Genomic DNA, 24,963 nt, shown 5'->3' with positions numbered 1-24,963 from the left:
CGGATGCCCTTTTCGGGCTGAACTGCAATTCAGGTTTCGGCCCGCCGACGACAAAAGTCCGTCCAGGTCGGTGGCGATCCTTCCACCGCCGGATGTCAGGGCACTTCCTCAAGGTTGCGTATTTTGCTCCCCTGTGCGCCGCAGGGCGTGATCCACTCGCGAGTCGTGTGACCCTAGTAGGCGAGCGAGGGAGGGCGGATGGGGTATCCGATCATCGAGCGCCGCCGCGTGCTCGCCGCGGCCGCGCTCGGCCGCGAGCCCGGTCTCCCGGGCCCCGACAATCCCAAGGAATCAGGCGAAGCCGGAGGCGGGCCGTTGCGAGCGGTGGCCGGCGAGATCCTCGACATCAGCCCGCACCTGATCATCATCGAGACCCCTGAGGGCGCCCAGGAACGCCTGGTGATCGCCCCCTGGGCGACGGCCTGGCACGGCGCCGACGTCGCCCCCGCCGCCCTGCCCGTGGGGTCGCTGGTCATGATGCGCACCCTGCGCGAGGGCCGCGTCGTCGAGCGCATCTGGGCCGACACGACCCGCATCACCGGAACGATCCAGTCCATCGACGGACGTAAGGACCTCACGGTCGAGCTGGACTGCGGGCCGCACCGCGGGCACCGCACGATCGTCATCCCCTACCGGGCGTCGGGACGGCTCCAGGTGCGGCATCCGAAGTTCGAGCCCGGCTACCTGTTCGACGCGATCGGCCTGCGCCAGGAGGGCGCGAGCCAGGCGCTGCTGCCGGCGACCTCGCAGCCGCCCTACCCGGCCCGCGCCGTGCCGCCCCCGCCCCCCGCGTACGCCGGCGTGCAGCAGCGCATCGCCGGCACCGCGACCTGGTCGGACACCTTCGACGAGGAGGAACGCGGCGCCGCCTACCCGATGCTGGAGCGCTCCGACACCGGCTGCGCGGACGCCGGGGTGTCCTGCGCCGGACTGCCGTACCTCGCCCTCGGCTCGCTCCTGCAGATCAGGAACGTCTGCTCGGGCCGCTCGGCCAACGTCCCCGTGGTGGCCTGCGGCTGCCTGGCGGGGCGGTTCTGCGACCGCTGCGTCGAGTGCGACACCTCGCCGCGGGGGCGGGTCGCCGAGCTCTCGCCGTACTCGTACGTGGAGCTCGGCGGTGATTTGGTGAAAGGCTGCTTCAACGCTCAGATCGGATTGGGGTGACCCGCGTGCTGGAATCACAGCTGCCGATCCTCGTCGTGCTGCTCGCCCTGGGCACGGTGGCCAAGATCGTCACGGTACGCTCCGGCGGCGAGCCCGGCGCGCTGTCCCGGCTCGGCCCGGCCGTGCTGATGCCCGGCCGGTTGCAGGCGCCCGCGCTGCTGGTGTGCGCGGTCGTCGAGGCGGTGCTGGCGGCCGGGCTGGCGCTCTCCACGCATCCGTTCTTCCGGTGGGGCACGGTCGCGTTCTTCGCGATGTCCACGTACGTGCTGCTGGAGCTGCGCAGGCGGCGGCCGGACGCGGGCTGCGGCTGCTTCGGCGAGGTGAGCTCGGCCCCGGTGGGGCTGCGTTCGATCGCCAGGACGGTGGTGCTGACCGGGATGGCCGTCGTGTCGGTGTGGGCGCCCGTGACCGGCTGGACGGCCGCCACCGGCCTGTCGTGGCTGACGGCGGCCGGGGCGCTGGTGCTCGCCGCGCTGTCGCCGGAGATCGAGGAGCTGCTCGACCGGGTGCGCTACCGCGCCCCCTGCGAGCAGCGCCCTGGGCCCGCCGAGTCGACGACCCTCGCCCGGCTGCGGGCGAGCGGCACCTGGCGGGCGCACCGGCACGAGCTGACCTCGGCCGAGCCGTACGACAGCTGGCGCGAGCTGTGCTGGCGCTTCTTCTCCTTCCGCAACCAGCAGCAGGACGACGTGGTGTTCGCCGTCTATCTCAGCGGGCGGCGACCGGCGGTGCGGATGGCGGTGGTCAGCGGCGAGGACAGCGACTCGTCTCTGCCGGAATATAGCCCTGTATCGGCCTGAGGCTAGACAGCCGTAGAGAAGCCTCGACGGCCATGCGGATATGACTCTATTGGGCTATCTAGCTTCCCCTCTAGACAGCCCAATAGAGGACTAGGAGCGTGCCCGGCTCACACCGGCTGGGCGCGCAGGAATCTGCCGAAATGCGGCACCGTGAACGCGATCAACCCGCGTTCGGCGCTGTAGATCAGCCCTTTCTTGATCAGACTGTCGCGGGCGGGCGACAGGCTGGACGGCTTGCGGCCGAGGGCCTCGGCGACCTCGGCGGTGGCGACCGGCTCGTCGCCGATCTGCGCCATGGCGTGCATGTAGTCGCGCTCGGCCGGGGTGGCGCGCTCGTAGCGGCTGCCGAAGAAGCCGACCGCGAGCTCCTCCTCGGCCTCGGGCGCGGAGACCTTGACGTCGTCGAGCGTGATCGGGGTGCGCGGCGCGAGGTCCCAGGCGACCTTGCCGTACGCCTGGACGAAGTAGGGATAGCCGTCGGCGGCCTCGTAGAGGGCGTCGAGGGCCTCGCGGGTGAACTCCACCTCCTCCTCGCGGGCGGGCAGGATCAGCGCGAGGTCGGCCGCCTCCCGGTCGAGCTTGTCGATGCGCGCGTAGCGGAAGAGGCGCTCGGAGTAGCTCTTGCTGGCCGACAGCACGCTCGGCAGGTGGGGCAGCCCCGCGCCGACGACGATGAGCGGGCCGCCCGACTGCGACAGCTCGTGGCAGGCGGCGCAGAGCGCCGAGACGTCGGACGCCGGGACGTCCTGCATCTCGTCGATGAACAGCGCGATGCCGACCGCGAGGTCGGTCGCCACGCTCGCGGCGTCGACGAACAGCTCGGTGAGGTCGATTTCCAGGTCGCCCGAATCGGCGCGCCCGCGGCTGGCGGGCACCTCGATGCCGGGCGACCAGTGCGAGGTGCCCTTGGCCGCGGCCGGGTCGCGCATCGCGAACGCCTTGAGCACCCCGAGGAACTCCTCGATGCGCTCGGGCGCGCGGTGACGCGGCGCGAGCTCGCGGATGGCCATGTGCAGGGCGGCCGCGACGGGCCGCCGGATCGACTGGTCGGGCCGGGCCTCGATCTTGCCCGTGCCCCACAGCCGCTGCATGGCCATGGACTTGAACGTGTTGAGCAGCACGGTCTTGCCGACACCGCGCAGCCCGGTGACGACCATGCTGCGCTCGGGACGGCCACGGGCGACGCGTTCGAGCACCACCTCGAACTGCTGCAGCTCTCGGTCACGGCCGGCGAGCTCCGGGGGACGCTGTCCCGCGCCGGGAGCGTAGGGGTTTCGCACAGGGTCCACGCTCTCGGACTTTATTGCCGGATATAGCGGCCGTCTTAGATTTGGGAAGAAAGTGCTACGGCGTGTCCGGGCGCGGGGTGGCGCGAGCACCGCCATCGGACACACCCCCTCTCACCAGGCCGAACCCTTGTTCGATTGCCGCTCCCAAGACTGTAGCGCGGACTCGAACACCTATGCGATGGTTTTCGGGTAAAGATCTTCGCAACGGTCGCGACGCCGCGCGGACGACCCGGCGACTTGGCAGCCGCGGCGGCCGGGCAATAGCGTTTCGCGTCATGCGGACCTTCGCGAACGTTCAGGAGCTCAAGGCGGCCGTCGGCGAGACCTTCGGTCCCACCGAGTGGCGCACCGTCACCCAGGATCAGGTCAACACCTTCGCCGACGCCACCGACGACCACCAGTGGATCCACGTGGACGTGGAACGGGCCAAGGAGGGGCCGTTCGGCGGCACCATCGCGCACGGCTACCTGACGCTGTCGCTGCTGCCGTCGTTCATGTTCTCGCTGGTCAAGGTCGAGGGCATCGCCATGGGCGTCAACTACGGCCTCAACAAGGTCCGCTTCCCGCGGCCGGTGCCGGTGGGCGCGCGCATCCGGGCCGTCGGCGAGCTCACCGACGTCAAGGGCACCCCGGCCGGCTACCTGTCCAACCTGAAGATGACGATCGAGATCGAGGGCGAGAAGCGCCCCGCCTGCGTCGCCGAGACCCTCTCGCTGTACGTCCCCGCCGAGTAGCGGCGACGTTTCACGTGCAACAGTAAGACCCCTCAGTCGCTCCCTGGGTTCGTGGAAGATTTCGACGAGTTCGTCCGGGCCCGGGGCGACGCCCTCCTCCGGTACGGCTACGTGCTGTCCGGCAACTCCGAGGACGCGGCCGACCTCGTACAGGAGGCTCTGGCCCGCCTCGGCGACGCCTGGACCCGCGTGCGCAACAAAGACGACCCCGAGGGGTACGTCCGCACGACGATGGTCCGGCTGCACATCAGGTCCTGGCGCAGGCGGCGCAGGGAGAGCCTGGTCGCCACCGTCCCCGACCACGGCGCCCACGACCGTTACGGCGACGCCGACCTGTGGGCCGAGCTCCAGCGACTCCCCCGCAGGCAGCGGGCCGTGCTCGTGCTGCGCTACTACGAGGACCTGTCCGACCAGGAAATCGCCGACCTCCTCGGCGTCTCCCGCGGCACCGTACGCAGCCAGGCCGCCCGCGCCCTCGACAAGCTCCGGATCAAGCGAGTGCTGCAGGAGGCACGATGAGAGGCGAACAGGACCTGATCCGCACCCTGCGCACCGCCGCCGACCAGGTCGAGCAGGTGGACCTCGCGCAGGGCGTGGCCGCCAGGCGGCACGCCCGCCGGATCCGGCAGCGGGTGCGGATGGCGCTCGCGGCCGTCGCGGCGGTGGCGGTCGCGGGCGGCACCACGGCGGCCCTGTCCGTCGCGTCCGGCTCCGAGCGACGCGCCGAGGAGCGGTGGACGCAGGTCGAGGAGCGGTGGACGAAGGTCGACGAGCCGTGGCCGCAGGTGGAGAAGCGCCGGCCGCAGGCCCTGGCCAAGGTGCCGGCCAGGACCGCAGGCGGGGCGCGGATCCTGCCGGTGACCGCGCTGAGCCCGGCGGAGGTGCTGCTGCTCGTGGCCGCGCCGGCCAAGGGGAAGCCGTCCCGGCTGGACGTGTACGACATGACCCGCCGTACGACGAGGACGCTCGCCCAGGTACCGGCCGTCAAGGGCAAGGACGGGCCGGACAGCGTGACGGCGGGCCCCGGCCACATCGCCTGGTATGTCACGACCGGCGGCACCACGACCTTCTGGGCCGTGCCGCGCACCGGCGGGACGGCCACCCGCGTGGTCACGACCACCGGGAACGTGGCGGCGTTCGGGGTCACGGACGACTCCCTCGTCTGGTCGCCCTCGAACGGCGGCGTCCTCCGGGTGCCGCTGACCGGGGGGACGCCGGCGCGGGTGCCCGGCGGCGACGGGCTCACGCTGACCTCCTGGCCGTGGGCGGCGCACCGCAGCGGGAGCGGGAGCCCGCTCGCCAACCAGGACCGGGCCGTCGACCTGGAGACCGGCCGTTCCTTCGACGTACGGGCGCCGGAGGGGACGCGGTTCCTGCGGTGCGGGCCGCGCTGGTGCGCCGGGGCACACAACGGCGGCCTGGCGGTCAAGCGCGTGGACGGGACCGGCGCCACGATGCTGCTGCTCGGGCTGCGGCTGTACGCGCCCCGCGCGCCCTACGCCGACCGGTACGTGCTCACCGTCCCGGAGACGCCGCCGCAGACCGGAGGAGGGCCGCTCGCCGTCCTCTTCGACTTGGAGACCGGCACGACGATCGGGCTCGGCGAGCAGCGGCCCGGCACGCTGGGCACGCCGATCGCGGTGTCGAAGAGTGCGTCCGCGACCGTCCTCCACTGGGACGCGGACGCGCAGCCTCCCGCGACCTGCGCCGAGAAGACGTGCGCGCCGACGACCCTAGGCGGGAAGGAGTGGACGGTGCTCAACCTGCTTGCACTCACACGATGATCGCCACGACCGCGACGGCGGCCAGCAGCCCCAGATAGGCCAGCACCAGCCGGGTGTCCCGTAGCAGGCACTTGCTCCGGGTCAGCCCGGCCCGCCGCGCCTTCCAGTAGCCGGCGAACCCGAGCGCCGCGAACCCCAGCACCGCCCACGGCCCGAGCAGCCACGCCAGCAGCGCGACGGTGGCGTACACGCACAGCCGCAGCGGATCGTACGGCGCCCTGCCCTCCGGCTGCGCGCTCATCGGGCCACCAGCGACAGGCGCTGCCGGGACAGCTGCGGCCACGCCTGGACGGCGCAGAACGGCGCGCACTGGTCGCTTTCGCCCTCGCGGGTGCCGACGTGCACGCAGCACTGCGTGAGGCGTTCCTCGATCATCGTGGAGACGTCCATGAACGGCTTGACCGTGATCCGCACCACCCGCTCGGCCAGCATGCGGCGCAGCTTTCTGCGCCGCCCCGGCAGGGCCGAGGAGGCGAGGGTGAGTAGGGTGGAGATGCCGAGGTCGCAGTTCTCGCAGATGTTCCGCCACAGGTCGCCGACCTGGGGATGCGACAGCGACGACTGCTCCGACAGCAGGCCGAGCAGCGACTCCTGTACGGCGAGGCGCAGCTCGCGCGGGATCTCGCTGTCGGCGATGCGGTTGGAGACCAGGCCGAGGTTCGCCTTGAGCCGGTCGTGGCCGATGAGCGCCGTCAGCGAGCGCCACTGGCCGGCGTCGTCGCGCAGGAGATAGCCGACCGAGCAGCAGTGCGGGTGCGAGCAGGGCAGGGCGGTGAGGTCGCGCCAGGTCACCAGGCCGTCCGTCTGCGGGCCGAGGCGCTTGAGCACGCCGGTGTGGGTGAGCCGGTCCATCGGGTCGATGGCGCCCGACCTGCCCGAGCCGAACTGGGGCTGCAGGGAGACGCCGCCGACGTACGGGGTTTCGAGCGCGAGGCGTACGACGTCGCCGATCTCCCCGTCGTTCACGCCGAGGGCGGCCGTCATGACGAGCGTGGTGAAGATCTCCCGCTCGGACAGGCGGGCCAGCGCCTGGGCCTTGAGCTGACGCAGGTCGCCGCCGCGGTGGTGCCTGGACGCCTCGGCCGATACGCCGTCGTACTGGAGGTAGACCTCCACCCGTTCCCGGTGCTCGGTGAGCAGGTCGAGGAGGGAGTCGTCCCTGGCGACGAGCACGCCGTTGGTGTTGACCAGGATGCGGGTGATCGGGCGCGCGGTCAGCTCGGCGAGCAGCGTCTTCAGCTCGGGGTGGAGGGTGGGCTCGCCGCCGCTCAGCATGAGCACGTCGAGCTTGCCGTTCTCGCGGGCGAGCCGCTGGTCCACGTTGGCGAGCACGTCGGGCACGGGGACGACGCCGGACAGGTCGGGCGAGCTGTCGGCGAAGCAGGTGGGGCAGCGCAGGTTGCAGGTCTCGGCGATGTCCTCCAGGAGGATGCAGGTGTGCTGGGTCTGCATCTCGGGGAGGCCGTCGAGGTACGCGAGCGGGACCGGCGCGAAGTTGCCCTGGACGTCCGGGATGTGCTGCTTGGTGGGAGCGGTCCATTCCTCCAGGTACGCGAGGATCTCCGGGTCCTCGTCGTACAGGGTGCGGATGAAGCCGTGCTCGCGGCAGCCGCGCTCCAGCCACACCTTGCCGTCGCGTTCGGCGAGATAGCCGCTCAGCCGCTCGATCCGGTCCAGGTCACGGCCGTGGCAGTGGGGGCAGAAGGCGTTGACGTACCTGAGGATGCGGTCGCCCCGGAGGCTCATCCCTGCGCTCATGACGTGACCTTTCGAGGGGAGATGAGTGGATCGTAGTAGCCGCGCCGGTAGCCGATCGTCACCCGGACCGCGAGCAGCGGCAGGCCGATCGCCAGGAAGCATTGGGGTCCGGTCAGGCCGAGCCACAGGGTCTCGTTCGCCCGGGTGAACTCCACCAGGAAGCGGAAGACGGCGTACCCGGCCAGGTAGAGGGTGAACAGCTCCCCCGGCCGGGTCAGCCGCCCGCGCGCCCACATGAGCGCGGCGAACGCGGCGAGCTGGAAGGCGATCTCGTACAGGAACGACGGGTGCATGGCCGCGCCGGTCAGGCAGCCGGGGCAGTCGGGGGTCGTCGGCGGGGCGTGCACGCCCCAGGGCAGGCTCGTGGGACGGCCGGGAGCCTCGGTGAGGTGGCAGCCGATGCGGCCGATCGCCATGCCGAGCGCGACGGCCGGGGCGAACAGGTCGCCGGTGCGCTCGCGGTAGCCGCTGATCTTCTTGGCGACGAGGACGCCGACGTAGGCGCCGGTGAGGCCGCCGAGGATGCTGCGGGAGCCGTACAGCCAGAGGTCCTTGAGGTCGAGGGTCTCCAGCCAGCCCGCGAGCCGCATGCCGATCGCGCCGCCGACGAGGGCGCCGGTCACGGCGATGAGGGAGTGCTCGTTCAGCGCGCCTCTGCGGCGGGCCTCACGTACGAACACGACGGACGCCGCCAGCACGCCGAGGCCGACGAAGATCTCATGGTAGGGGGGCATCGGCGGGTCGTCAGGTGTACATGCCGGGGTTGAGCCCGGTGCAGTAACCCGCTGACACGATCGACACCAGGGCCCACCCCATCATCAGCCCGAGCCCCAGCCCGATCGACCAGGACTTGCGCAGCAGCAGGAACGTCACCCCGACCCCGAGCCCCAGCAGCGCCAGGAAGCCGGCGGCCACCGCGATCGCCGCCGTGTGCGCCACGCTGATGGCCACGAGGCCGACGAAGAAGTTGATGACGACATAGCCGAAGAGCCCCGCGAACGCCAGCCCGACGATCACCCCGGTGTTCCGCGGCTCCGGCCCCTGCCCCTGCGGCGGGGGCGGCGGGAACGGCGGCGGTGGAGGTGGTGGGGGCGGAGGCATGTTCACCCCGCTCACATTACGGTCCTAAGTGCTCTCTGAGTAGTGAATGGCCGCCTGGACGCGGCTCTTCAGCCCGAGCTTGTTCAGCAGGCGGCTGACGTGCGTCTTCGTCGTCGCCTCCGCCATGTCCAGCTCCTTGGCGATCTCGGCGTTCGACAGGCCGCGGGCGATGCAGGCCAGGACCTCGCGCTCGCGGGGCGTCAGGCCCTCGGGCGCCCGCTCCCTCGGCCGGGGCCCGCGGCTCCTCTCCGCGAAGGCGGAGATCAGCTTGCGGGTGACGGACGGGGAGATGAGGCCGTCGCCGCGGGCGACCACGCGTACCGCCTCGACCAGCGACTCGGCGTCGGTGTCCTTCAGCAGGAACCCGGCCGCGCCCGCGCGGAGGGCGCCGAAGACGTACTCGTCGAGGTCGAACGTCGTCAGGATCAGCACGTCGCACACCCCCGCCAGCTCGCGGGTGGCCGAGATGCCGTCGAGGCGCGGCATGCGGACGTCCATGAGCACGACGTCCGGCCGCAGCTCGCGGGCCATGGCCACGGCCCGCTCCCCGTCGCCGGCCTCGCCGACGACCTCGATGTCCTGGACGCCGTCGAGGATCAGCACGATGCCGGCGCGGACGGCGGCGTGGTCGTCGGCCACGAGCACGCGTACGGGCGGGGTCATGAGGCGGCTCCTCGCGGGAACACCAGGCCGACGACCTGCGACGACAGGCCGCCCATGCCTTCCGCGGCCGCGGGGCTGCGCTCCTCGGTCGTCAGCACCGCCACCACCTCCCAGCCCGGCCCGGCCTCGGACGGGCCGGCCTCGAACGGACCGGCCGGGGACGGACCGGCCTCGAAGGACCCGCCCACCAGCGCGGCCCGCTCGCGCATCCCCACCAGCCCGGCCCCGGCCCCGGGCAGCGCCCGCCGCTCGCCGCCCACCGCGTTCCACACCCGCAGGACCACCCGGCCCACCTCGTACGAGACCACCACCTCGACCGGCGACTCGCCGTGCTTGAGCGCGTTGGTCAGCGCCTCCTGCACGATCCGGTAACCCGCGAGGTCGACGGCCGCGGGCACCTCCCGTACGGTCCCCTCGACCCGCAACGAGCCCGCCATGCCCGCCGCCACGACCCGCTCCACCAGCACCTCCACCTCGGCCAGCCGCAGCCGCACGGCCTCACCTTCGGGCCGCTCCCCGTCCCCACTCCCTGGGAGTGCGTCCTCCTCCCTGAGCAGCCCGATGATGGTCCGCATCTCCGCCAGCCCTTCCACGCTGTTCTCCCGTACGGACTCCATGATCTTCCGTACCGTCCCCGCATCGAGATCCGTCCGCGACAGCGCCGCCGTGGACTGGATGGCGATGGCGCTGAAATGGTTGGCGATCAGGTCGTGCAGCTCACGCGCCATCCGCGTCCGCTCCGCGGCGATGGCCGCGCGCCGGTCGAGCTCCGCCAGCCGCGCCACCTGCTCGGCCCGTACGCGCTCGACCGCCGCCCGATCCCGCTGCTCGCGGATCAGGAGGGCGGTCAGCACGGGCGTCACCAGCACCAGCGACGCCTGCACCCCGATGACCGCCGGCAGCCGCCAGTCCGCCGCCCAGAACCCCGCCCCGGCCCCGGCCCCGATCGCCAGCACCGCCGTCACCATCAGCAGCCCGCGCGCCAGCCGGGCCGGCCCGTACAGGGCGGCCGCGTACAGGTTGTCGGTGAACACCAGCACCGTCCCCAGCGACGGCCCCACCACCGCGTCCAGCCCGACCGCCACCACCCCGAGCCCCAGGCAGACGACCGGGGCCCGCCGCCGTACCAGCACCCCGGCACATGCGACGCCCAACGGCACCACCAGCACCCACTCCGGCACGCCCCGCTCAAGCCGCGACCCCGCCGCGATGAGCAACATCCCCATCGCGAACGCCAGCCCGGCCCCCCACACCGTCCGCCTCATCCCTCCATCCCACCACCCCGCCGCCATCCCGGGATCACCCTCCTTCGTACGCCCGCGACCTGCGTGGATCTGGACGGCGGACACGAGATCGCGGTTTATGGTTCGAGGCACTCTCCGAAACCCGCTATGCTTGCTTACGCAGCGAGCGGCCGTAGCTCAATGGATAGAGCATCTGACTACGGATCAGAAGGTTAGGGGTTCGAGTCCTCTCGGCCGCGCACAGCAGCAAGGCCCGCTACCAGGGGTTCCTGGGAGCGGGCCTTCGTGTGTCTGCTGAAGGCAGCCTGAACGTCTCTGCCGTCAAGGCAAGTCCGGCTGCCGCGAGCGCCGACGTCAGCTGACGAGCCGCTGGGTCCAGCGCATGTACCAGTCCAGGAACGGCACCGGCTCGCTCCAGCCTCCATGCAGACGGCCCGACGGCTCGACATCCCTCCAGGGAGCCGATGGCCACCAGTACATGTCCTTCGCCTGACCCCACTCGGTGAGCCAGACGGTGCCGGCGTACTCGCCGTTCATGGCGAGCATGCTGATCCACGAGCACCCGTGGCTGCACAGGAACATGGTTCCAGGCGCGGGCTTGTCCATCCACAGGGTGGGATCCGCCCCATCGGCGGCGAGGCGCCGCAGTTGCCGCACATCATCCCGAGTCACCGGGAAGGGCTCCCAAGGGTAGGCAGCCACCTCAGGTTCCTCCTGGAAACACTCACGCTCCCATTGGGTCTCTTCCACGATCCAACGCAGGTCGAGCAAGTGGCCGGGCGAAACTCCCCGGCCGAAACGCAGCAGGAACGACCGGAACTCGTCAGGAAGCGGCGCGCCGATCACTTTCTCCAGGGCCACGACCTCGGATTCCGGCAGCGGAACAGCCGTCGAGAGATCAGCGAGCCGGGACAGTTCAGTAGCCATTTCATCCAGGCTGATGTCCGATCGCAATGGCTTCTCCCGGGTGAAGGGTCAACACGCACAGACTAACGGGGGGCGAAGAGCAGGCGGCTGCGGCAGATGGCGGCCGATCGCCACCTCGCCGTCCGATCAAGTTCCCGTACCCCTACGGCATTCTCAGGGTCCGGCAAGGGGACCACTCAGGTGTTTCCCGGGGGCGTGATGAGCCTGTGCCGTGTTTACCTGCCTCCATGTCTCCGGAAGCGACACAGGGCGTCGGCGCGGAGCGACAACCCCCGCTCGCGAGCCCGCGGCGGTCGCGGGTGGTGACATGTCTGGCCGCGGCCGCCGTGACCCTGGTGGCTGCGGCAGGCGGTATGGCCGCGCTGTTCGCGGTCGCGACGATCACAGCGATGCCGGCGCTGTTCATGATCGCGGGCGTGGGGGCGTTCCTGGTGATCGGCTACAGCGGTGCGGCGGTGGTCGCGGCCTGGCGAGTGCCGCCGGAACGGCGGCGAGCGGCGCGGTGGATGGTGTTCGCGGCAGGCTCGCTCCTGCCGGGAGCGGTGTTCGCCTGGGCCGTGTCGACGCCGCAGCCTGTGCCCTCATCGTTCATGTCCGTGCCCGGTGCCATGACGGTTCAGGTGTCCACGGGATCCCGGCTCACCGTGATCAAGCTGCCGGTACGGGCGGCGGCGAGCCGTCCACCGATCATCGTGGTGCACGGCGGTCCAGGAGTGCCCGAGCTGCGGGACAACGCCGAGGCGTTCGCCTTCCTCGCCGACCAGGGGTTCGACGTCTACCTCTATGCGCAACTCGGCGCCGACGGCTCGGCTCGGCTGGCCGATCCGCGCGGCTACACCCGCGAGCGTGCGGTAGCCGACCTGGAGGGTCTGCGCAGCCGACTCGGTCTGGACAAGGTGATCGTGATCGGCCACTCCTACGGCGGCGAGATCGCCGCGCGCTACCTGGCCGCTCACCCGGACCGCGTCTCCAAGCTGGTGTTGACCTCTCCAGGAGCGGCCGATCCCGATGACCACAGCGGCGATCTCGTCAGCAGTCGCCTCGACAGCGATCGGAAGGTGCGGCTGTACGCCCGTCTGCTCGCCCCCCGCTCGTTGCTGAGCTATCTGTTGTTGCAGGTCAACCCGCGGGCTGCGCACGCCTTCCTGCCTGACGCCGAGGCCGACGCCGTCAACGACAGGGTGGTGGAACTCAGCGAGCCTGCCTTGTACTGCCGCGGCGCGACTCTCCCGGACCGGCCGCCGGTACGGGGAACGGGCTTCTACGCGATGCAGTATCCGCAGTCAGCGGCCGCCCCGCCGCCGAGCGACCCCCGTCCGGCGCTGGCCGGCCTGCCCACTCCGACCTTGATCGTCAAGGGCTCGTGTGACTATCTGTCCTGGAGGTCCGCGGTGACGTACCGCGATCTGCTGCCGAACTCACGCCTGATCTACCTGGTCGGCGCCGGTCACAACGTCTACCAAGGTGGCCACGCGATGGTGCCGAAGGCCATCACCGCGTTCCTTGCCGACCGGTCCCTGCCTCTTTCCCCGTACACCGCCGACACGCCACCGGCTGACTACGAAGGTCCGCCGTGACACCCCCCGGACGGGAGGGATGCGACGCGGCACGCCTGTTCACAGCCATGTCGTCGCCAGCCAGGCAGTGAGAGCCGCAGCGAGGAGAAGGGTGATGTTGAGGGCGATCTGGCGGTCTCCGCGTCTCAGGTGCAGGGCGGTCGCGCCGATCTGGAGGACCACGAAGCCGATGGCCGCGGCCAGGGCGAGCCAGGACGCGATGCGGGTCAGCGGCGGGAGGATCAGCCCGATCGCGCCGAGTACCTCGATCACGCCGATGCCCCTGACGGCCGGCATCGGCGTGTCGTCCACCCAGGCCATCATCGGCCGGAGCCGTTCGCGGCTCCTGACCACCTTCACCCCGCCCGCGTAGAGGTAGAAGAGGGCGAGCAGGCCGGCGACGATCCAGTACGCGACGTTCACGGCGCCCATCCAGGAGTGGCGGGCTCGGTGGCGTAGCGGCGCATCGTCTCGATGTTGGCCTGCGGCGTCATCGCCCGGCCACCGGCGATCATGTCCTTCAGGTCGCGGAAGTACTGCACGTACAGATCGGGCGTGAACGTGCTGAGCATGACGGCCGGTTCGTCGGTCACGTTGGCGAAGGTGTGCGGGGCTCCGGGCGGGACCATCACGAGCGTCCCCGCCGTCGCGTCGTGGTCCTCGTCGCCGACCGTGAACCGCACCGCGCCGGAGATGACGTAGAAGCCCTCGTCGTGCTGGGCGTGCCGGTGCTGCGGCGGTCCGGGCGTGTGCGGCGCGAGGACGGATTCGGCGATCCCGAGGCGGTGCCCGGTGTTGCTGCCGTCTTCGAGGATGCGCAGTCGCGTGGTGCCCAGGACGATCGTCTCGCCGTCGTCCGGGCCGACCACTGATACGGGTGTGAGTCGATCGGTCATGTCCCGATCCCACCGTCGGCGCACTGCGGCTGTCCAAGATCTGTTCTGTGCCGCCGATACCGTACGGGTATCGTCGCACCATGGAGCTACGCACGCTGCGCTACTTCGTGGCGGTCGCCGACGAACTCCACTTCGGCCGGGCCGCCGCCCGGCTGCACATGAGTCAGCCGCCGCTCAGCCGGGCGATCAAGCAACTGGAGAACGAGGTCGGCGCCGCGCTGTTCGACCGCGCGCCCTCCGGCGTCTCGCTCACCCCGGTGGGGGCCGTGCTGCTGGACGAGGCGCGGGCCCTGCTCGACCAGGCCGACCGGTTGCGCGTACGCGTGGCCGCGGCGGCCGGCGCCGCGGCCATCACGGTGGGTCTCCTGGGGGACACCTCCGACCCGGCCGCGGCCCGGCTGGCCGACGCCTACCGCCGTCTCCACCCGCAGGTCGAGGTCCGCATCCGTGAGACCGACCTGACCGACCCCACCTGCGGCCTGCACGCCGGGCTGGTCGACGTGGCCCTGACCCGCGGGCCGTTCGACGAGACCGGCCTGACCGTACGGGAGTTGCGCGCCGACCCGGTGGGCGCGCTGGTGCGCGCGGACGATCCACTGGCCGGCCGGGAAAGCGTGAAGCTGGCCGATCTGGCCGACCGCCGCTGGTTCCTGTTCCCGGAGGGCACGGACCCCGCCTGGCAGACGTACTGGAACGGAGGGACGCCTCGGGAGGGCCCGGTGGTGCGTGCCGTCCAGGAATGCAGGCAGGCCGTTCTCTGGAACGGCACGGTCGGCATGACCCTCCTGAACCACCCGCAGGCGGACGGGCTCGCCGTGGTGCCGCTGATCGACATGCCGCCGAGCCGCGCGGTGGTGGCGTGGAACGAGGGCGACACGAATCCGCTGATCCGCTCGTTCGTCCGGCTCGCGGTCGCCGCTTATCGGGAGGAAGCACCCACTGGCCGTGCAGCCACAGCACCTTGATCATGATTAGGTGCGGTGATCGGAGTCGGACTTCGCATCGAGGCGCATTCGGTCGCGGGTTTTGCGGGAGATGCCGTCTTGACCACAGGTCTTGACGATTGTCGTGGCCGGTGATCACTTGAAGGTGTTCTCCTTCCCGGATGCGAGGAGTCACCCACCATGAAGGTCCGCCGATTACGTTCCGCTGTGCTCGCCGTGGCGCTCGGCGCCAGTGCCCTGATCAGTGCCGCACCCGCCGTCGCAGGCACCCAGACCAGCACGGCCGTGGCCACCGGCGGCTGGCCGACGCCGGACTGGTATCTGCAAGGCCCCTACTCGACCCTGGCCGACTGCGAAGTCGCCTTCGAGGACGCTGCGCAGAACGGTCAATACACCGCGCTCGTCGGCTGTCACTGGTTCCGCGGAGGCGGCGTTTGGCGGGCGGGTTACTACTACGAGGTTTACATCCCCTGATCAAGAGGCGCCGGCGCCGATGAGCGAGGCCCACTCCCAGAGGTCCCTGGAACGGGCCTCGCGTCGGCGGAAGATGGGCGGTCGAGTGGCGGGCGATGCCGATCGGCTGGCAGGCTTTCGCGCGTGAACGGTGACGGCTCATCTGGACGCCTCCTCGGCGTCGGCGGTGCCTTCACCGTGAATGTCGGCCTGCTGCTGGCGGCGGGGTCCGCCATCCTCTGGGTTCGTAATCGCGGCGTCCTGTGCGACGGTGCCAGCAGGCTCTGCTCGGGCGGGGACCCCACTCCCGAGCAGTGGGATGCGGAGATGGCCGTTCGCTCCGCCGTCGCGTACGGCTCCTACGCCCTCGTGGCGTTGGCCCTGGTGGTCATCGCCGTCGTCGCCTGGAGGCGGCGGCGTCACGGGGTCGTGGTGATGCAGGGCGTGGCGCTCGCGGTGGTGGCGGTGCTCGTTGTGATGTGGGAACCGTACGTTTCGCTGCATTGATGGCATCGCCAGAAGGTTCCTCCGTCCGGGAGAATGGCGCTGTGGCGAATTCCGTTGAGGCACCCCCCATGCCGGTCACCCTCAAGGCGGCTCGCATTCTCATCACGATCCAGGTGGCATTCGGCCTGGTGGGCGCCGGGCTCTTCCTGGCTCTTTTCTTCTCAAGCTTTGTTTGGGTGTACCTGCTCGTACTGGCGTTCGTCGCGGGAAGCACGGCCCTTCTCGGATGGCTGCTCAGCCGGTGGAACAGTCGCCGGATCTACCTGCGCTGGTCGCTCGTCGCCATGCAGGTGGTGCCGGCCGGCGTCGAGGTCGTGGACATGGTCCTCTATTCCACCGTCGACTGGCGGTCGGTGGTCGTCGGAAACAGTTTCGGCTGGGTGGTGGTCGTTCTGCTCTTGTTGCCCTCGGCCGGGCGGTGGTTCGACAAGCCCCGTGAGCTTCGGTAATTACGCCCGCAGGGTGCGTGATCCTGCCCTGCCTTTTCGGTGGCGGGTGTCGGCTTTGCGTTCCTGCGTGCAGTTGTACAGGCCGCTCGGATTTCGGGCGACGCTGGGCTATTTGGAGGCCAAGGCGGGCCGGTTCCAGCGGGAGGAGTCGGCGTTGTTGCGGGCGTTGGAGCTGGTCGAGGCCAGTCGGGCGGCTCGGCAGGTCGCGGTGCGGGATTATGCGGCGAGGCGGCTGGAGGCCAAGAAACGTGGTTGGCGGGTGCCGGGGGCAGGGGAAATCGATCCGAATGTTCAGGCGCGTTTCTACTGGTACGGCGCTCCTCGCGAAGCCGCTCTTTTCGCGTTGTGGTTCTGGCGTGAGCGTCGTCCGAGTGAGTTGATGCCGGCGGAGCTCGTTGAATGCGTTGAGGAATGCCTTCGGGCGACGGCCGGGCAACGTGATGCTCTCCTGGGACGGATCAGGGAGGTCGAGTCGCGGCTCCAGTCGTGGGAGTTGTTGCAGGTCGTACGGCACGTCGAGGTCGCTCTGGGATTGTGGACGGATTCGGGCTTGATCGAGACGGGGGCCGTGGCTATATCCTGATCGGGATGAACCTCTCTTTCAGCAGATTGGGGGTCCCGTTCGCGCAAGGTGAGTGCTGATGCGCTCCATGATCGCGGACGAGGATTCTCGCCTTCTTCTCTGGCTGCGCGTGCGCGAGTTCGCCGTGCCGCCCACCATGATCGAACGTGCGACCGCCCGCCGTGCCGTCGGCGACTGGGCGGGGGCGTGCGCCGCGGCGCGCGTGGACGTCGATCTCGACCTGCGTTCCGTGGCCCGCGTTCATGGGCACGAGGTCGCGGCGCGCGTACGGGATGATCTCCGGCATCTGGCTCCTGAGCTGCTGCGCTGGCACCTGCCGCGGGTGGCGCCCGACGGTCTGCTGCGGCCCGGGCTGACCGTCGCGCTCGCGAGGTACGCGCCCGGGCTGCGGCTCGTGGCGCGTACGCCGCCGGTCCGGGCGGCGGCGGGGCAGCGGTTCGGCCTGGAGCTGTGGGACGCGGACCGGCCGGTGGCGCGCGCGCATCCGCATCCGCGGCCTCATCGGTGTTTCCGGCTCGACCTGCATCGTCACCTGTGGGACGTACGCAGGGTGCATGAACTACGGACGCGGTCGGGCGCCGGGGGGCCGGGCGGGTGCGCCGTGGATCGGTGGCCGGACGAGGCGCGGCTGCTGCTGCGGGCTGACAGGAAGGACGGGCAGGACGGGCAGGACGGGCAGGATGGGCAGGATGGGCAGCGCGGTGACGCGGTCGTCGTGCGGCTCGGCGGGCGGCGGCGGCTGTTGCTGGACCTGTCGGCGCCGGAGCCCCGCATCACGACAGGCGGCGGTGCCGGGCTGCCGATGTTGCCGGACGCGGCGACATGGGTGCTGCCTGATCTGGCGCTGCTGCGGGCGGGGCTGATCGAGGCCGATCGGCTGCATCCGCTGGTCGCGGCGGCGCTCGTCCCCGGACACACGGTGACGAGTTACCCGAAGCCCACGGAAAGCGGCATGCAGCTGGTCCGGTGCCGTGACGCCCTGCATCGGGTCGGGCTCGTGGACGGGGTGCTCGTGCCGCTCGATCACTCGGCCGACGAGGTGCGCCGCGAGGAGCTGCTGGCGGCGCTGGGCGGCACCCCGCTGCCCTGCCTGGCGGCGATCGAGCTGGCGCACCGCGATCCGAGCTCGCTCGACGACGTACGGGGGCGGCTGGAGCACGGCGACGTCGCCGGCGCGCTGGCCGTCGTCGAGCGGCTGCTCGGGCCGGGTGCCTCGCTGCCCGACGGCCCGCTGCGGGACGAGCTGGAGTGGGCGGCCCGGCGTCGGGTGGCTCATGGGCTGTTCCGGGCGGAGCTGGACGAGCTCGGGCCCGCCCCCACTCGCCGCCCCCGTAGGCCCGGCCGTTCCTCCCGGCGTACGCGCTGATCCCCGGGCCGCCGCGGCCCGCACATCGAGACCTTCGAAGGTGATCCCCTTGTCCATGGACGTCGCTGCCGACCTGCTCGCCCTCCTCCACGACACCACCACGGAACCTCGCGCCGACCCTCAGCTGGAGGCGCTGGCCCTGGCCGTCGCGGCCGACCTGCCGGTGCTGCTCTGGGGCGAGCCGGGCATCGGCAAGACCGCCGCGCTGACACAGCTCGCCGACTCCCTCGACCTGCCGCTGACGACGGTGATCGCCAGCGTGCACGAGCCGTCCGACTTCTCCGGCCTGCCGGTGGTCGGGGACGATCCCGCCACGCAGGGCGTCCCGATGGCCCCGCCGGACTGGGCGGTGCACCTCGCGCGGGAGGGGCGGGGGCTGCTCTTCCTGGACGAGCTGTCCACCGCGCCGCCGGCCGTCCAGGCCGCGCTGCTGCGGCTCGTGCTGGAACGGCGGGTCGGCGCCCTGCGGCTGCCCCCCGGCGTACGGATCGTGGCGGCGGCCAACCCGCGCTCGTCGGCCGCCGACGGCTGGGAGCTCAGCCCGCCGCTCGCCAACCGGTTCGTGCACCTGCGGTGGGCTCACGATCACGACGTCGTGGTACGCGGCCTCGCCGGCACCTGGCCACGGGCGTCCCTGCCGCGGCTCGACCCGGCGCGGCTGGCGGAGGCGGTGGCGTTCGCCAGGCGGGCGGTGTGCGGGCTGCTCGCCGCCCGTCCCGCCCTCGTGCACCAGCTCCCCCAGAACGAGTCCCGCCGTGGCGGCCCCTGGCCCTCGCCACGGAGCTGGGACATGGCGCTGCGCCTGGTCGCCTTCGCCACGGCGGCGGGCACGTCGCGCGAAGTGCTGTCCATGCTGGTCAGGGGCACGGTCGGGGACGGCCCGGGGCTGGAGCTGCTGGCCTCGATGGACCGGATGGACCTGCCGGACCCCGAGACGCTGCTGGCGGACCCCGCGGGGGCGGAGCTGCCGGAGCGCGGTGACCTGCGGCAGGCCGTGCTCGACGGGGTGGTGGAGGCGGTGCGGAGACGTCCGGACAAGCCGCGGTGGGACGCGGCGTGGGCGGTTCTGGGCCGGGCGCTGGAGAGCGGGCCGCCTGATCTGGTCGTGGTGCCGGCGTCCACGCTCGCGGCGCTGCGGCGGGCGGGCTGGGACGTCCCCGCGTCGATCGACAGGCTCGCCGGCGTGGTGTCCCTGAGCAGGCAGGCGGACCTGGCCGCGGCCCGGGTGGCGGCGAGGCAGGGCGGATGACGGACACGCGGGAGAAGGTGTTCGCCGCCCGGCTGTACGCCGCCCGCGCCCGCCCCTATCTGGCGACGGCGCTGTACGCGCTGCACGTGGTCGAGTCGCGGCGGGTGCCGACGATGGCCGTGGACCGGCACTGGCGCTGCTACGTCTCGCCGGCGTTCGTCGCCATGACCCCGGTCGAGGAGCTGGCGGCGGTCTGGGTCCATGAGGTCTCCCACCTGCTGCGCGACCACCACGGGCGCGGCGACCGGGTCGCGGCTGAGCGGGGGCTCACCGGGCCGGGCGAGCGGCTGTGCATGAACATCGCCGCCGACCTGGAGATCAACGACGACGTGTACGGCGACGGGCTGGCCCGCCCGGACGGCGCCGCCAAGCCGGCCGACCTGGGGCTCCCCGAGGGCGAGCTGATGGAGGACTACCTGCGCATGTTCCGGCTGGGACCGTACACGCAGGATCTGGCCTGGCTGGACTGCGGCAGCGGCGCCGACGGGCTGGACCGGGACTGGGACCTCGGGCCGGACGGCGCGGACGGGCTCAGCGAGCAGGAACGGGACGCCGTACGCTTCCGGGTCGCCCAGGGCATCGCCGCCCGCCCGGGGAGCGTGCCGAAGGGGTGGCGGCGGTGGGCCGAGGAGGCGTTCCATCCGCCCCAGCCGTGGCGGGAGCTGCTCGGGGCGGCGATCCGCGCGGCCGCCTCCGGCCCCGGGGCGGGCGACGACTACACCTACGGCCGGCCGGCGCGGCGCTCGGCCGCGCTGCCCGGCGTCGTCCTGCCGAGCCTGCGGCGCCGGCCGCCGCGGGTCGCCGTGGTCGTCGACACGTCGGGGTCGGTCAGTGACGCCGAGCTGGGCAGCGCGCTGCTGGAGGTCGCGGCGATCGTCCGCGCGGTGGGCGGGCGGCGCGACCTGGTCAGCGTGGTGTCGTGCGACGCGGCGGCCGGGGTGGTGCAGCCGCTGTGCCGGGCCGAGGGGCTCGCGCTGGTGGGCGGCGGCGGGACGGACCTGCGCCGGGGGTTCGCGCGGGCGCTCAGGACGGAGCCTCGGCCGGACGTCGTGGTGGTGCTCACCGACGGGCAGACCCCGTGGCCGGAGGCGCGGCCGGCCTGCCGGACGGTGGTGGGGCTGTTCCCCCGGGAGCGGCGGGCGTCGTGGCGCGAGGACGACCCCGGCTACGTGCCGGACCGGCCGCCCGCCTGGGCCCGCGTGGTGGCGATCGACGCGGCGTGAGCGGGTGGTCACGGAGCTGGCATACTCGGGGAGTGCCCGCCTGTGTCCCGCGCGAGGATGCCTGTTGTCTCGGCGGCGCCGTGCCCACGATGGTGCTCAGAGCGGCCGCGCCCGTCGTCCAGCTTCCCCGGTTCCGGCTGGTCGGCGACGGCAGGCCGGCGACGTGTTCGGGCTTCGTGCTCACGCCCGGCGTGACCTTCGCCCTGGTCGAGGGGCCGGGGAGGTTCCGGCTCCTGGTGGAGGGGATCACGCACCTCGACGAGGCCGACGGGCGTTTCGCCTGGCTCGGCCACGTGGAGCGGGCCGGCGGCGCGGTGATCGCGGTGGTGGACCGGCGGGACGTCGCGCACGACTGGGCGGGGCTCGCGGCGGACGGCCGGGCCAGAGGTGGTTATGTGCCGATCGTCCGGCGGGCCGACAGGTTAAGGACAACCTAGCCGGAAATTGGAAAGCCGAAAGGTAAATCATGCCATCCCATTGCTAACTATCTGGATTAGTATCACCACTGTGGGTGACGACCTGGCGGCGCGGCTGGTGCGCAGAATCGGGCGGCGCGGGGCGTCGCTGGTCTTCGTCGGGCTGCTCAGCCTGGTGATCGGCGCTTCGCTGGTGTTCGCCGAGCCCGAGCAGCGCACCATGCCCGCCTTCACCATCCTGGCCGGGCTCGCCCCGCTGTCCGTCTGGGCCGCCGCCTGGTTCGCGGTCGGCGTGTTGTGCCTGGTGCAGACGTTCATGCGGTCCGACAGGATCGCCTTCGCCGCGGCCACCGCCCTGCTGCTGATGTACGGCCTGATCTTCCTGTCCTCCACCATCACCGGGCAGAACCCGCGCGGCTGGGTGACGGGGGCGGTCTGGCTGGCCTTCGGCGGCTGGATCGCACTGATCGCCACCTGGCCGGAGGCGGCGCACCTGACCCGGGTGCCGGTGTCCGGCGGGGCCGCCATCGTCGTCGCCGACGACGCCGGCACCATCCTGTCGTGGAACCCCCAGGCCAAGAGGATGTTCGGCTGGAGCACGGACGAGGCCGTCGGCCGCCCGCTGACGGCGCTCATGCCCGACCGCTACCGGGCGCGGCACGACGAGGGGCTGGCCCGGGTCCGCGCCAAGGGCAGATCCGACCTTTCCGGCGAGATCATCCCGCTGATGGGGCTGCGCCGCGACGGCACCGAGTTCCCGATCTCGCTGACGGTCAACGCCTGGCACACCGACGACGGCATCACCTACACCGGCGTGATCCGGGCCTTGGGGGGAGGCCGTGGTGTCCGGGATCGCTGACGTGCTCACCCAGATCGCCATCGGGGTGGTCCCCCTCGGGGTGGCCTATCTCGCGTTCAAGTCCGCGACGGACGCCAACAGGAAGACTCAGCAGACCGCGTTGATGCAGGCCGAGCGGCAGGCGGAGCTGGAGCGTTCCAAGGTGGACGCGGAGGCGTTCACCCGCGCGAAGATCATCTACGAGGACGCGCTGAGCCAGATGGAGCGGCAGATGGAGCGCGTGCAGAGCCAGGCGACGCGGCTCGGCGCCGACCTGCTGGCCGAGCAGAGCAGCTCCACCGCGATGCGCGACCACATCCGCCGCCTTCAGGCGCAGATCCGCGCCCTGGAGCGCACGGTCGTCGCGCTGCGCACGCAGCTCGTCGCGGCCGGGCTGACGCCCGCGCCGGTCTCGGAGGCCACCGGCCCCTACGCGGTCAACCTGCAGCGCCCGCGCCCGGAGGACTGAGGAAGGGCGTCAGAGCTCGTACGCCTGCGCCAGCAGCTCGGCCGAACGCAGCCACAGCTTCCGGTCGGGGGCGGAGAAGGCGACGATCAGCTCGTCGGCGCGCGCGTGCTCGGCGAAGCGGTCCACATACTCCTTGACCTCGGCCTGGTCGCCGACCGCCGTGTACTTCATCATCTGCAGGAGCTGCTGCCCGGCGGGCGATTCGAGGATCATGTCCGCCTCCTCCGGCGTGAACGTACGGCCCCGCCCGAGGAACCTGCTCACCCGCAGCCGCTTGGCCTCCAGGAACTGCTCGCGCGCCTCCTCGCCGGTGTCGGCGGCGATGACGTTGAGCGCGGCGATCACGTACGGCCGGTCGAGCTGCGCGGACGGCTTGAACTCGGTGCGGTAGACGGTGACCGCCTCCTCCAGCGCCGCCGGCGCGAAGTGCGAGGCGAAGGCGTACGGCAGCCCGAGCATGGCGGCGAGCTGCGCCCCGAACAGGGAGGAGCCGAGGATGTACAGCGGCACGTTCGTGCCCTTGCCCGGGGTGGCGTGGACGCCGGGGATGCGGGTCTCGCCGGTCAGGTAGCCCTGGAGCTCCAGCACGTCCTGCGGGAACGTGTCGGCGGACGACGGGGTGCGGCGCAGGGCGCGCATGGTGTTCTGGTCGCTGCCGGGGGCGCGGCCGAGGCCGAGGTCGATGCGGCCCGGGTGCAGGGTCTCAAGGGTGCCGAACTGCTCGGCGATCGTCAGCGGCGAGTGGTTCGGGAGCATGACGCCGCCCGCGCCGAGCCGGATCGTCCGGGTGTGAGCGGCGATGTGGGCGATGAGCACGCTGGTCGCCGAGGAGGCGATGCTGTCCATGTTGTGGTGCTCGGCGTACCAGACGCGGCGGTAGCCCAGCTCCTCCGCGCGCTGCGCCAGGGTGACGCTGGCGGCGAAGCTGTCCGCGGCCGTCTCGCCGTCGCCGATGTGCGCCAGATCGAGGATGGACAGCGGCAAAGCCATGGGTGAGCGCCTTTCGTCGATGATCTGGCTTTCTGCAACAGCGACGAGGGCGCGGATATTTCAGCCGCCCCGCCGGGCCCCGAGGCGTGGGGCCCGGCGGGGCGACGGTCAGGACGCGGTGCAGGTCACCTGCGACGGGGTGGTGTTCTGGCCGCTGGAGTTGACCAGGAAGCCGAACGTCGTCCCGGCGCCGGCGGACAGGCTGCCGTTCCAGGACAGGTTGGTGACGGTGACGGCGCTGGAGCCGGAGAGGTTGCCGTTCCAGAGCTGGGTGATGGTCTGGCCGTTCGGCAGCGTGAAGCCCACCCGCCAGCCGGAGATCGCCGACGAGCCGGTGTTCTTGACGGCGACCTCACCTTGATAGCCGCCCTGCCACTGGCTGGCGATCCGGTACGTGGCGGTGCAGCCGGAGGGGCCGTTGGTGGGAGTGTCCGTGGGGGTCACGGTCGGGGTCGGGCCGTCCGTGGGCGGCGGGGCCGCCATGGCGAGATCGTACGCCCGCTGCGGCACGAACTGCCCGGCCGCCGCGATGCACCCGTCCGCCTCGCCGGGCGGCTTGACCCAGAGGAAGGCGTCGATCGCGGAGTCGCCGGTGTTCGTGGTGCTCCAGGTGCCGGTGGCGCGGCCGCCCGGGTCGCACCACTCGCTGCCGGACGGGCCGTTGCCGTTGCGGCTGGTGTCGATGACGGCCTTGAGCCGGGAGACGCCGGTCGCGGAGATCACGCTCTTCGCGTACGACACCAGGCCGGGCGTCGAGCGGTAGTTGGAGGTGTTGAGCGCGATGCCGTCGGCGCTGTTCGCGACGTCGGCGCCGTTGAGCCGGGAGGCGGCCTCGGAGGCCGACAGCCAGGCGTCGTGGCCGATGTCGAAGTAGACCTTGGCCTGGCCGCGCAGCTTCTTGCCCGCGTACGCCATGGACGCCTTGACCTGGGCCTGCTCGGAGGCGTTCATGCAGTTGGTCATGATGGCCAGGGCGTCGGGCTCCAGGATGACGGTGGCCGGGCGGCCGGCCAGGCCGAGCGCGATCTGGTCGATCCAGGCCCGGTAGGAGGAGTGGTCGGGGGCGCCGCCGGCGCTCGCGCCGCCGCAGTCGCGGTTGGGCATGGCGTACACGACCATGATGGGGGTCTTGCCGGCCGAGGCGGCGGCGCCGACGTAGGCGTCGACCTGGCTGCGCACGGTGGACGGGTTGTAGCTGGCGAACCAGCGGCCCTGCGGCACGGCGGCGATGCGGTCCCTGATGACGGGGGTGCGGCTGTCGCCCGGGTTGGCGGCCACCCACTTGGCGGCGTTGGTCTGGGGGTCGACGTAGAAAGCGGAGTCGGCGGCCTGGGCGGTGGACGAGGACAGGACGACCGCCCCGGCCGCGGCCATGGCGGCCGCCGTGAGGAACGCCGCGAGCACGGGCCTTCTGCGAGACATGCGATCACTCCGTTGGTTGTGTGGGAGCGCTCCCACCGGCACCACGGATGCTAGGTAGCCGTTCACGCCGCCTCAAAGACCTCCGACCGATCGCGGGCACGTCTCCGCAGGCCAGACCGGGCGCGAAAGGTGAAACTT

The 24,963-nt window shown here is 71.7% G+C and carries 29 protein-coding genes and 1 tRNA gene; 18 read left to right on the top strand and 12 right to left on the bottom strand.

Features of this window, described 5'->3' with window-relative positions; all coding sequences use genetic code 11:
• The first annotated feature begins 198 nt into the window (after nucleotides 1-198).
• Both ACBR40_RS13255 and ACBR40_RS13250 read left to right on the top strand, forming a co-directional pair.
• Nucleotides 199-1,164 (top strand): hypothetical protein, encoded by a 966-nt coding sequence (locus tag ACBR40_RS13255; protein ID WP_371248839.1) that lies wholly within the window; start codon nucleotides 199-201, stop codon nucleotides 1,162-1,164.
• A gap of 5 nt (nucleotides 1,165-1,169) precedes the next feature.
• The gene (locus tag ACBR40_RS13250) at nucleotides 1,170-1,964 is read left to right on the top strand and encodes a MauE/DoxX family redox-associated membrane protein (protein WP_371248838.1); all 795 of its coding nucleotides are present in this window, start codon (nucleotides 1,170-1,172) and stop codon (nucleotides 1,962-1,964) included.
• A 107-nt stretch (nucleotides 1,965-2,071) separates the two neighbouring features.
• Here ACBR40_RS13250 and ACBR40_RS13245 read toward each other — a convergent pair whose 3' ends face one another.
• Nucleotides 2,072-3,253 (bottom strand): ATP-binding protein, encoded by a 1,182-nt coding sequence (locus ACBR40_RS13245; protein ID WP_091081101.1) that lies wholly within the window; start codon nucleotides 3,251-3,253, stop codon nucleotides 2,072-2,074.
• Nucleotides 3,254-3,528: 275 nt separating this feature from the next.
• On the opposite strand from ACBR40_RS13245, the gene ACBR40_RS13240 reads away from it, so the two are divergent.
• Genes ACBR40_RS13240 through ACBR40_RS13230 form a run of 3 tightly spaced genes read left to right on the top strand, consistent with a single transcriptional unit; the run spans nucleotide 3,529 to nucleotide 5,771 of the window.
• Nucleotides 3,529-3,987, top strand: a complete 459-nt coding sequence (locus tag ACBR40_RS13240) for a MaoC family dehydratase (RefSeq protein WP_242374063.1) — start codon at nucleotides 3,529-3,531, stop codon at nucleotides 3,985-3,987.
• Between the two features lie 51 nt (nucleotides 3,988-4,038).
• Nucleotides 4,039-4,506 carry a SigE family RNA polymerase sigma factor gene (locus ACBR40_RS13235; RefSeq protein WP_344213782.1) on the top strand — a complete coding sequence of 156 codons (468 nt, stop codon included), beginning with the start codon at nucleotides 4,039-4,041 and terminating at the stop codon, nucleotides 4,504-4,506.
• Nucleotides 4,503-5,771, top strand: a complete 1,269-nt coding sequence (locus tag ACBR40_RS13230) for a hypothetical protein (protein WP_371248837.1) — start codon at nucleotides 4,503-4,505, stop codon at nucleotides 5,769-5,771. Before ACBR40_RS13235 ends, ACBR40_RS13230 begins: the two co-directional genes overlap by 4 nt.
• Here ACBR40_RS13230 and ACBR40_RS13225 read toward each other — a convergent pair.
• The 6 genes from ACBR40_RS13225 to ACBR40_RS13200 are packed head-to-tail and all read right to left on the bottom strand — an operon-like array spanning nucleotide 5,761 to nucleotide 10,558.
• Entirely contained in the window at nucleotides 5,761-6,012 is a 252-nt protein-coding gene (locus tag ACBR40_RS13225) for a hypothetical protein (protein ID WP_329588231.1), read from the bottom strand. The two genes, ACBR40_RS13230 and ACBR40_RS13225, sit on opposite strands and share 11 nt — an antisense overlap.
• Nucleotides 6,009-7,529, bottom strand: a complete 1,521-nt coding sequence (locus ACBR40_RS13220) for a radical SAM protein (protein ID WP_371248836.1) — start codon at nucleotides 7,527-7,529, stop codon at nucleotides 6,009-6,011. Before ACBR40_RS13220 ends, ACBR40_RS13225 begins: the two co-directional genes overlap by 4 nt.
• Nucleotides 7,526-8,263: a prolipoprotein diacylglyceryl transferase gene (locus ACBR40_RS13215; RefSeq protein WP_371248835.1), complete on the bottom strand. Its 738-nt coding sequence runs from the start codon at nucleotides 8,261-8,263 to the stop codon at nucleotides 7,526-7,528. Before ACBR40_RS13215 ends, ACBR40_RS13220 begins: the two co-directional genes overlap by 4 nt.
• 10 nt (nucleotides 8,264-8,273) lie before the next feature.
• Nucleotides 8,274-8,636 (bottom strand): hypothetical protein, encoded by a 363-nt coding sequence (locus ACBR40_RS13210; RefSeq protein WP_371248834.1) that lies wholly within the window; start codon nucleotides 8,634-8,636, stop codon nucleotides 8,274-8,276.
• An 18-nt stretch (nucleotides 8,637-8,654) separates the two neighbouring features.
• The gene (locus ACBR40_RS13205) at nucleotides 8,655-9,293 is read right to left on the bottom strand and encodes a response regulator transcription factor (protein WP_344213794.1); all 639 of its coding nucleotides are present in this window, start codon (nucleotides 9,291-9,293) and stop codon (nucleotides 8,655-8,657) included.
• Nucleotides 9,290-10,558: a sensor histidine kinase gene (locus tag ACBR40_RS13200; protein WP_371248833.1), complete on the bottom strand. Its 1,269-nt coding sequence runs from the start codon at nucleotides 10,556-10,558 to the stop codon at nucleotides 9,290-9,292. The genes ACBR40_RS13205 and ACBR40_RS13200 overlap by 4 nt, the downstream gene beginning before the upstream one ends.
• Before the next feature lie 145 nt (nucleotides 10,559-10,703).
• Between ACBR40_RS13200 and ACBR40_RS13195 the strand changes: the two genes are divergently transcribed.
• Nucleotides 10,704-10,776 (top strand) — tRNA-Arg (locus ACBR40_RS13195).
• Between the two features lie 115 nt (nucleotides 10,777-10,891).
• On the opposite strand, the gene ACBR40_RS13190 is transcribed toward ACBR40_RS13195, so the two are convergent.
• Nucleotides 10,892-11,464: an SMI1/KNR4 family protein gene (locus tag ACBR40_RS13190; RefSeq protein WP_344213798.1), complete on the bottom strand. Its 573-nt coding sequence runs from the start codon at nucleotides 11,462-11,464 to the stop codon at nucleotides 10,892-10,894.
• Nucleotides 11,465-11,817: 353 nt separating this feature from the next.
• Here ACBR40_RS13190 and ACBR40_RS13185 point away from each other — a divergent pair, with 353 nt between their 5' ends.
• Nucleotides 11,818-13,041, top strand: coding sequence for an alpha/beta hydrolase (locus ACBR40_RS13185; RefSeq protein ID WP_371248832.1), 1,224 nt, complete (start codon nucleotides 11,818-11,820; stop codon nucleotides 13,039-13,041).
• Nucleotides 13,042-13,080: 39 nt separating this feature from the next.
• Here ACBR40_RS13185 and ACBR40_RS13180 read toward each other — a convergent pair whose 3' ends face one another.
• Together ACBR40_RS13180 and ACBR40_RS13175 are read right to left on the bottom strand one after the other, a co-directional pair.
• Nucleotides 13,081-13,443, bottom strand: coding sequence for a DoxX family protein (locus tag ACBR40_RS13180; protein ID WP_371248831.1), 363 nt, complete (start codon nucleotides 13,441-13,443; stop codon nucleotides 13,081-13,083).
• Nucleotides 13,440-13,916 carry a cupin domain-containing protein gene (locus tag ACBR40_RS13175; protein ID WP_371248830.1) on the bottom strand — a complete coding sequence of 159 codons (477 nt, stop codon included), beginning with the start codon at nucleotides 13,914-13,916 and terminating at the stop codon, nucleotides 13,440-13,442. Before ACBR40_RS13175 ends, ACBR40_RS13180 begins: the two co-directional genes overlap by 4 nt.
• An 80-nt stretch (nucleotides 13,917-13,996) precedes the next feature.
• Between ACBR40_RS13175 and ACBR40_RS13170 the strand changes: the two genes are divergently transcribed.
• The 11 genes from ACBR40_RS13170 to ACBR40_RS13120 all read left to right on the top strand — a co-directional run bounded on the left by ACBR40_RS13170 (nucleotide 13,997) and on the right by ACBR40_RS13120 (nucleotide 22,413).
• Nucleotides 13,997-14,881: a LysR family transcriptional regulator gene (locus ACBR40_RS13170; protein WP_371248829.1), complete on the top strand. Its 885-nt coding sequence runs from the start codon at nucleotides 13,997-13,999 to the stop codon at nucleotides 14,879-14,881.
• Nucleotides 14,882-15,040: 159 nt separating this feature from the next.
• Complete coding sequence (locus tag ACBR40_RS13165; protein WP_371248828.1) at nucleotides 15,041-15,334, top strand: hypothetical protein; 294 nt, start codon at nucleotides 15,041-15,043, stop codon at nucleotides 15,332-15,334.
• A gap of 123 nt (nucleotides 15,335-15,457) precedes the next feature.
• Nucleotides 15,458-15,820 (top strand): hypothetical protein, encoded by a 363-nt coding sequence (locus ACBR40_RS13160; RefSeq protein ID WP_371248827.1) that lies wholly within the window; start codon nucleotides 15,458-15,460, stop codon nucleotides 15,818-15,820.
• Between the two features lie 68 nt (nucleotides 15,821-15,888).
• Nucleotides 15,889-16,269 carry a hypothetical protein gene (locus ACBR40_RS13155; RefSeq protein WP_371248826.1) on the top strand — a complete coding sequence of 127 codons (381 nt, stop codon included), beginning with the start codon at nucleotides 15,889-15,891 and terminating at the stop codon, nucleotides 16,267-16,269.
• Nucleotides 16,270-16,336: 67 nt separating this feature from the next.
• A complete protein-coding gene (locus ACBR40_RS13150; RefSeq protein ID WP_371248825.1) occupies nucleotides 16,337-16,852 on the top strand; it encodes a hypothetical protein in 516 nt (171 codons plus the stop codon).
• Between the two features lie 58 nt (nucleotides 16,853-16,910).
• Complete coding sequence (locus ACBR40_RS13145; RefSeq protein ID WP_371248824.1) at nucleotides 16,911-18,218, top strand: hypothetical protein; 1,308 nt, start codon at nucleotides 16,911-16,913, stop codon at nucleotides 18,216-18,218.
• A 55-nt stretch (nucleotides 18,219-18,273) separates the two neighbouring features.
• Nucleotides 18,274-19,467, top strand: a complete 1,194-nt coding sequence (locus tag ACBR40_RS13140; RefSeq protein ID WP_371248990.1) for an AAA family ATPase — start codon at nucleotides 18,274-18,276, stop codon at nucleotides 19,465-19,467.
• Nucleotides 19,464-20,690 carry a VWA-like domain-containing protein gene (locus tag ACBR40_RS13135; RefSeq protein ID WP_371248823.1) on the top strand — a complete coding sequence of 409 codons (1,227 nt, stop codon included), beginning with the start codon at nucleotides 19,464-19,466 and terminating at the stop codon, nucleotides 20,688-20,690. Before ACBR40_RS13140 ends, ACBR40_RS13135 begins: the two co-directional genes overlap by 4 nt.
• A 32-nt stretch (nucleotides 20,691-20,722) precedes the next feature.
• Nucleotides 20,723-21,127, top strand: coding sequence for a hypothetical protein (locus tag ACBR40_RS13130; protein WP_371248822.1), 405 nt, complete (start codon nucleotides 20,723-20,725; stop codon nucleotides 21,125-21,127).
• Nucleotides 21,128-21,197: 70 nt separating this feature from the next.
• Complete coding sequence (locus ACBR40_RS13125) at nucleotides 21,198-21,965, top strand: PAS domain S-box protein (RefSeq protein WP_344213830.1); 768 nt, start codon at nucleotides 21,198-21,200, stop codon at nucleotides 21,963-21,965.
• Entirely contained in the window at nucleotides 21,949-22,413 is a 465-nt protein-coding gene (locus ACBR40_RS13120) for a hypothetical protein (protein ID WP_344213832.1), read from the top strand. The genes ACBR40_RS13125 and ACBR40_RS13120 overlap by 17 nt, the downstream gene beginning before the upstream one ends.
• A gap of 9 nt (nucleotides 22,414-22,422) precedes the next feature.
• Here ACBR40_RS13120 and ACBR40_RS13115 read toward each other — a convergent pair whose 3' ends face one another.
• Nucleotides 22,423-23,403 carry an LLM class flavin-dependent oxidoreductase gene (locus ACBR40_RS13115; protein ID WP_364460925.1) on the bottom strand — a complete coding sequence of 327 codons (981 nt, stop codon included), beginning with the start codon at nucleotides 23,401-23,403 and terminating at the stop codon, nucleotides 22,423-22,425.
• Nucleotides 23,404-23,511: 108 nt separating this feature from the next.
• The gene (locus ACBR40_RS13110; RefSeq protein ID WP_371248821.1) at nucleotides 23,512-24,825 is read right to left on the bottom strand and encodes a glycoside hydrolase family 6 protein; all 1,314 of its coding nucleotides are present in this window, start codon (nucleotides 24,823-24,825) and stop codon (nucleotides 23,512-23,514) included.
• Nucleotides 24,826-24,963 lie beyond the last annotated feature (138 nt).

The sequence above is a fragment of the Nonomuraea sp. AD125B genome (genome assembly GCF_041402765.1).
GTDB classification, from domain to species: domain Bacteria; phylum Actinomycetota; class Actinomycetes; order Streptosporangiales; family Streptosporangiaceae; genus Nonomuraea; species Nonomuraea bangladeshensis.
This window is presented reverse-complemented; position numbering and strand designations above follow the sequence as displayed.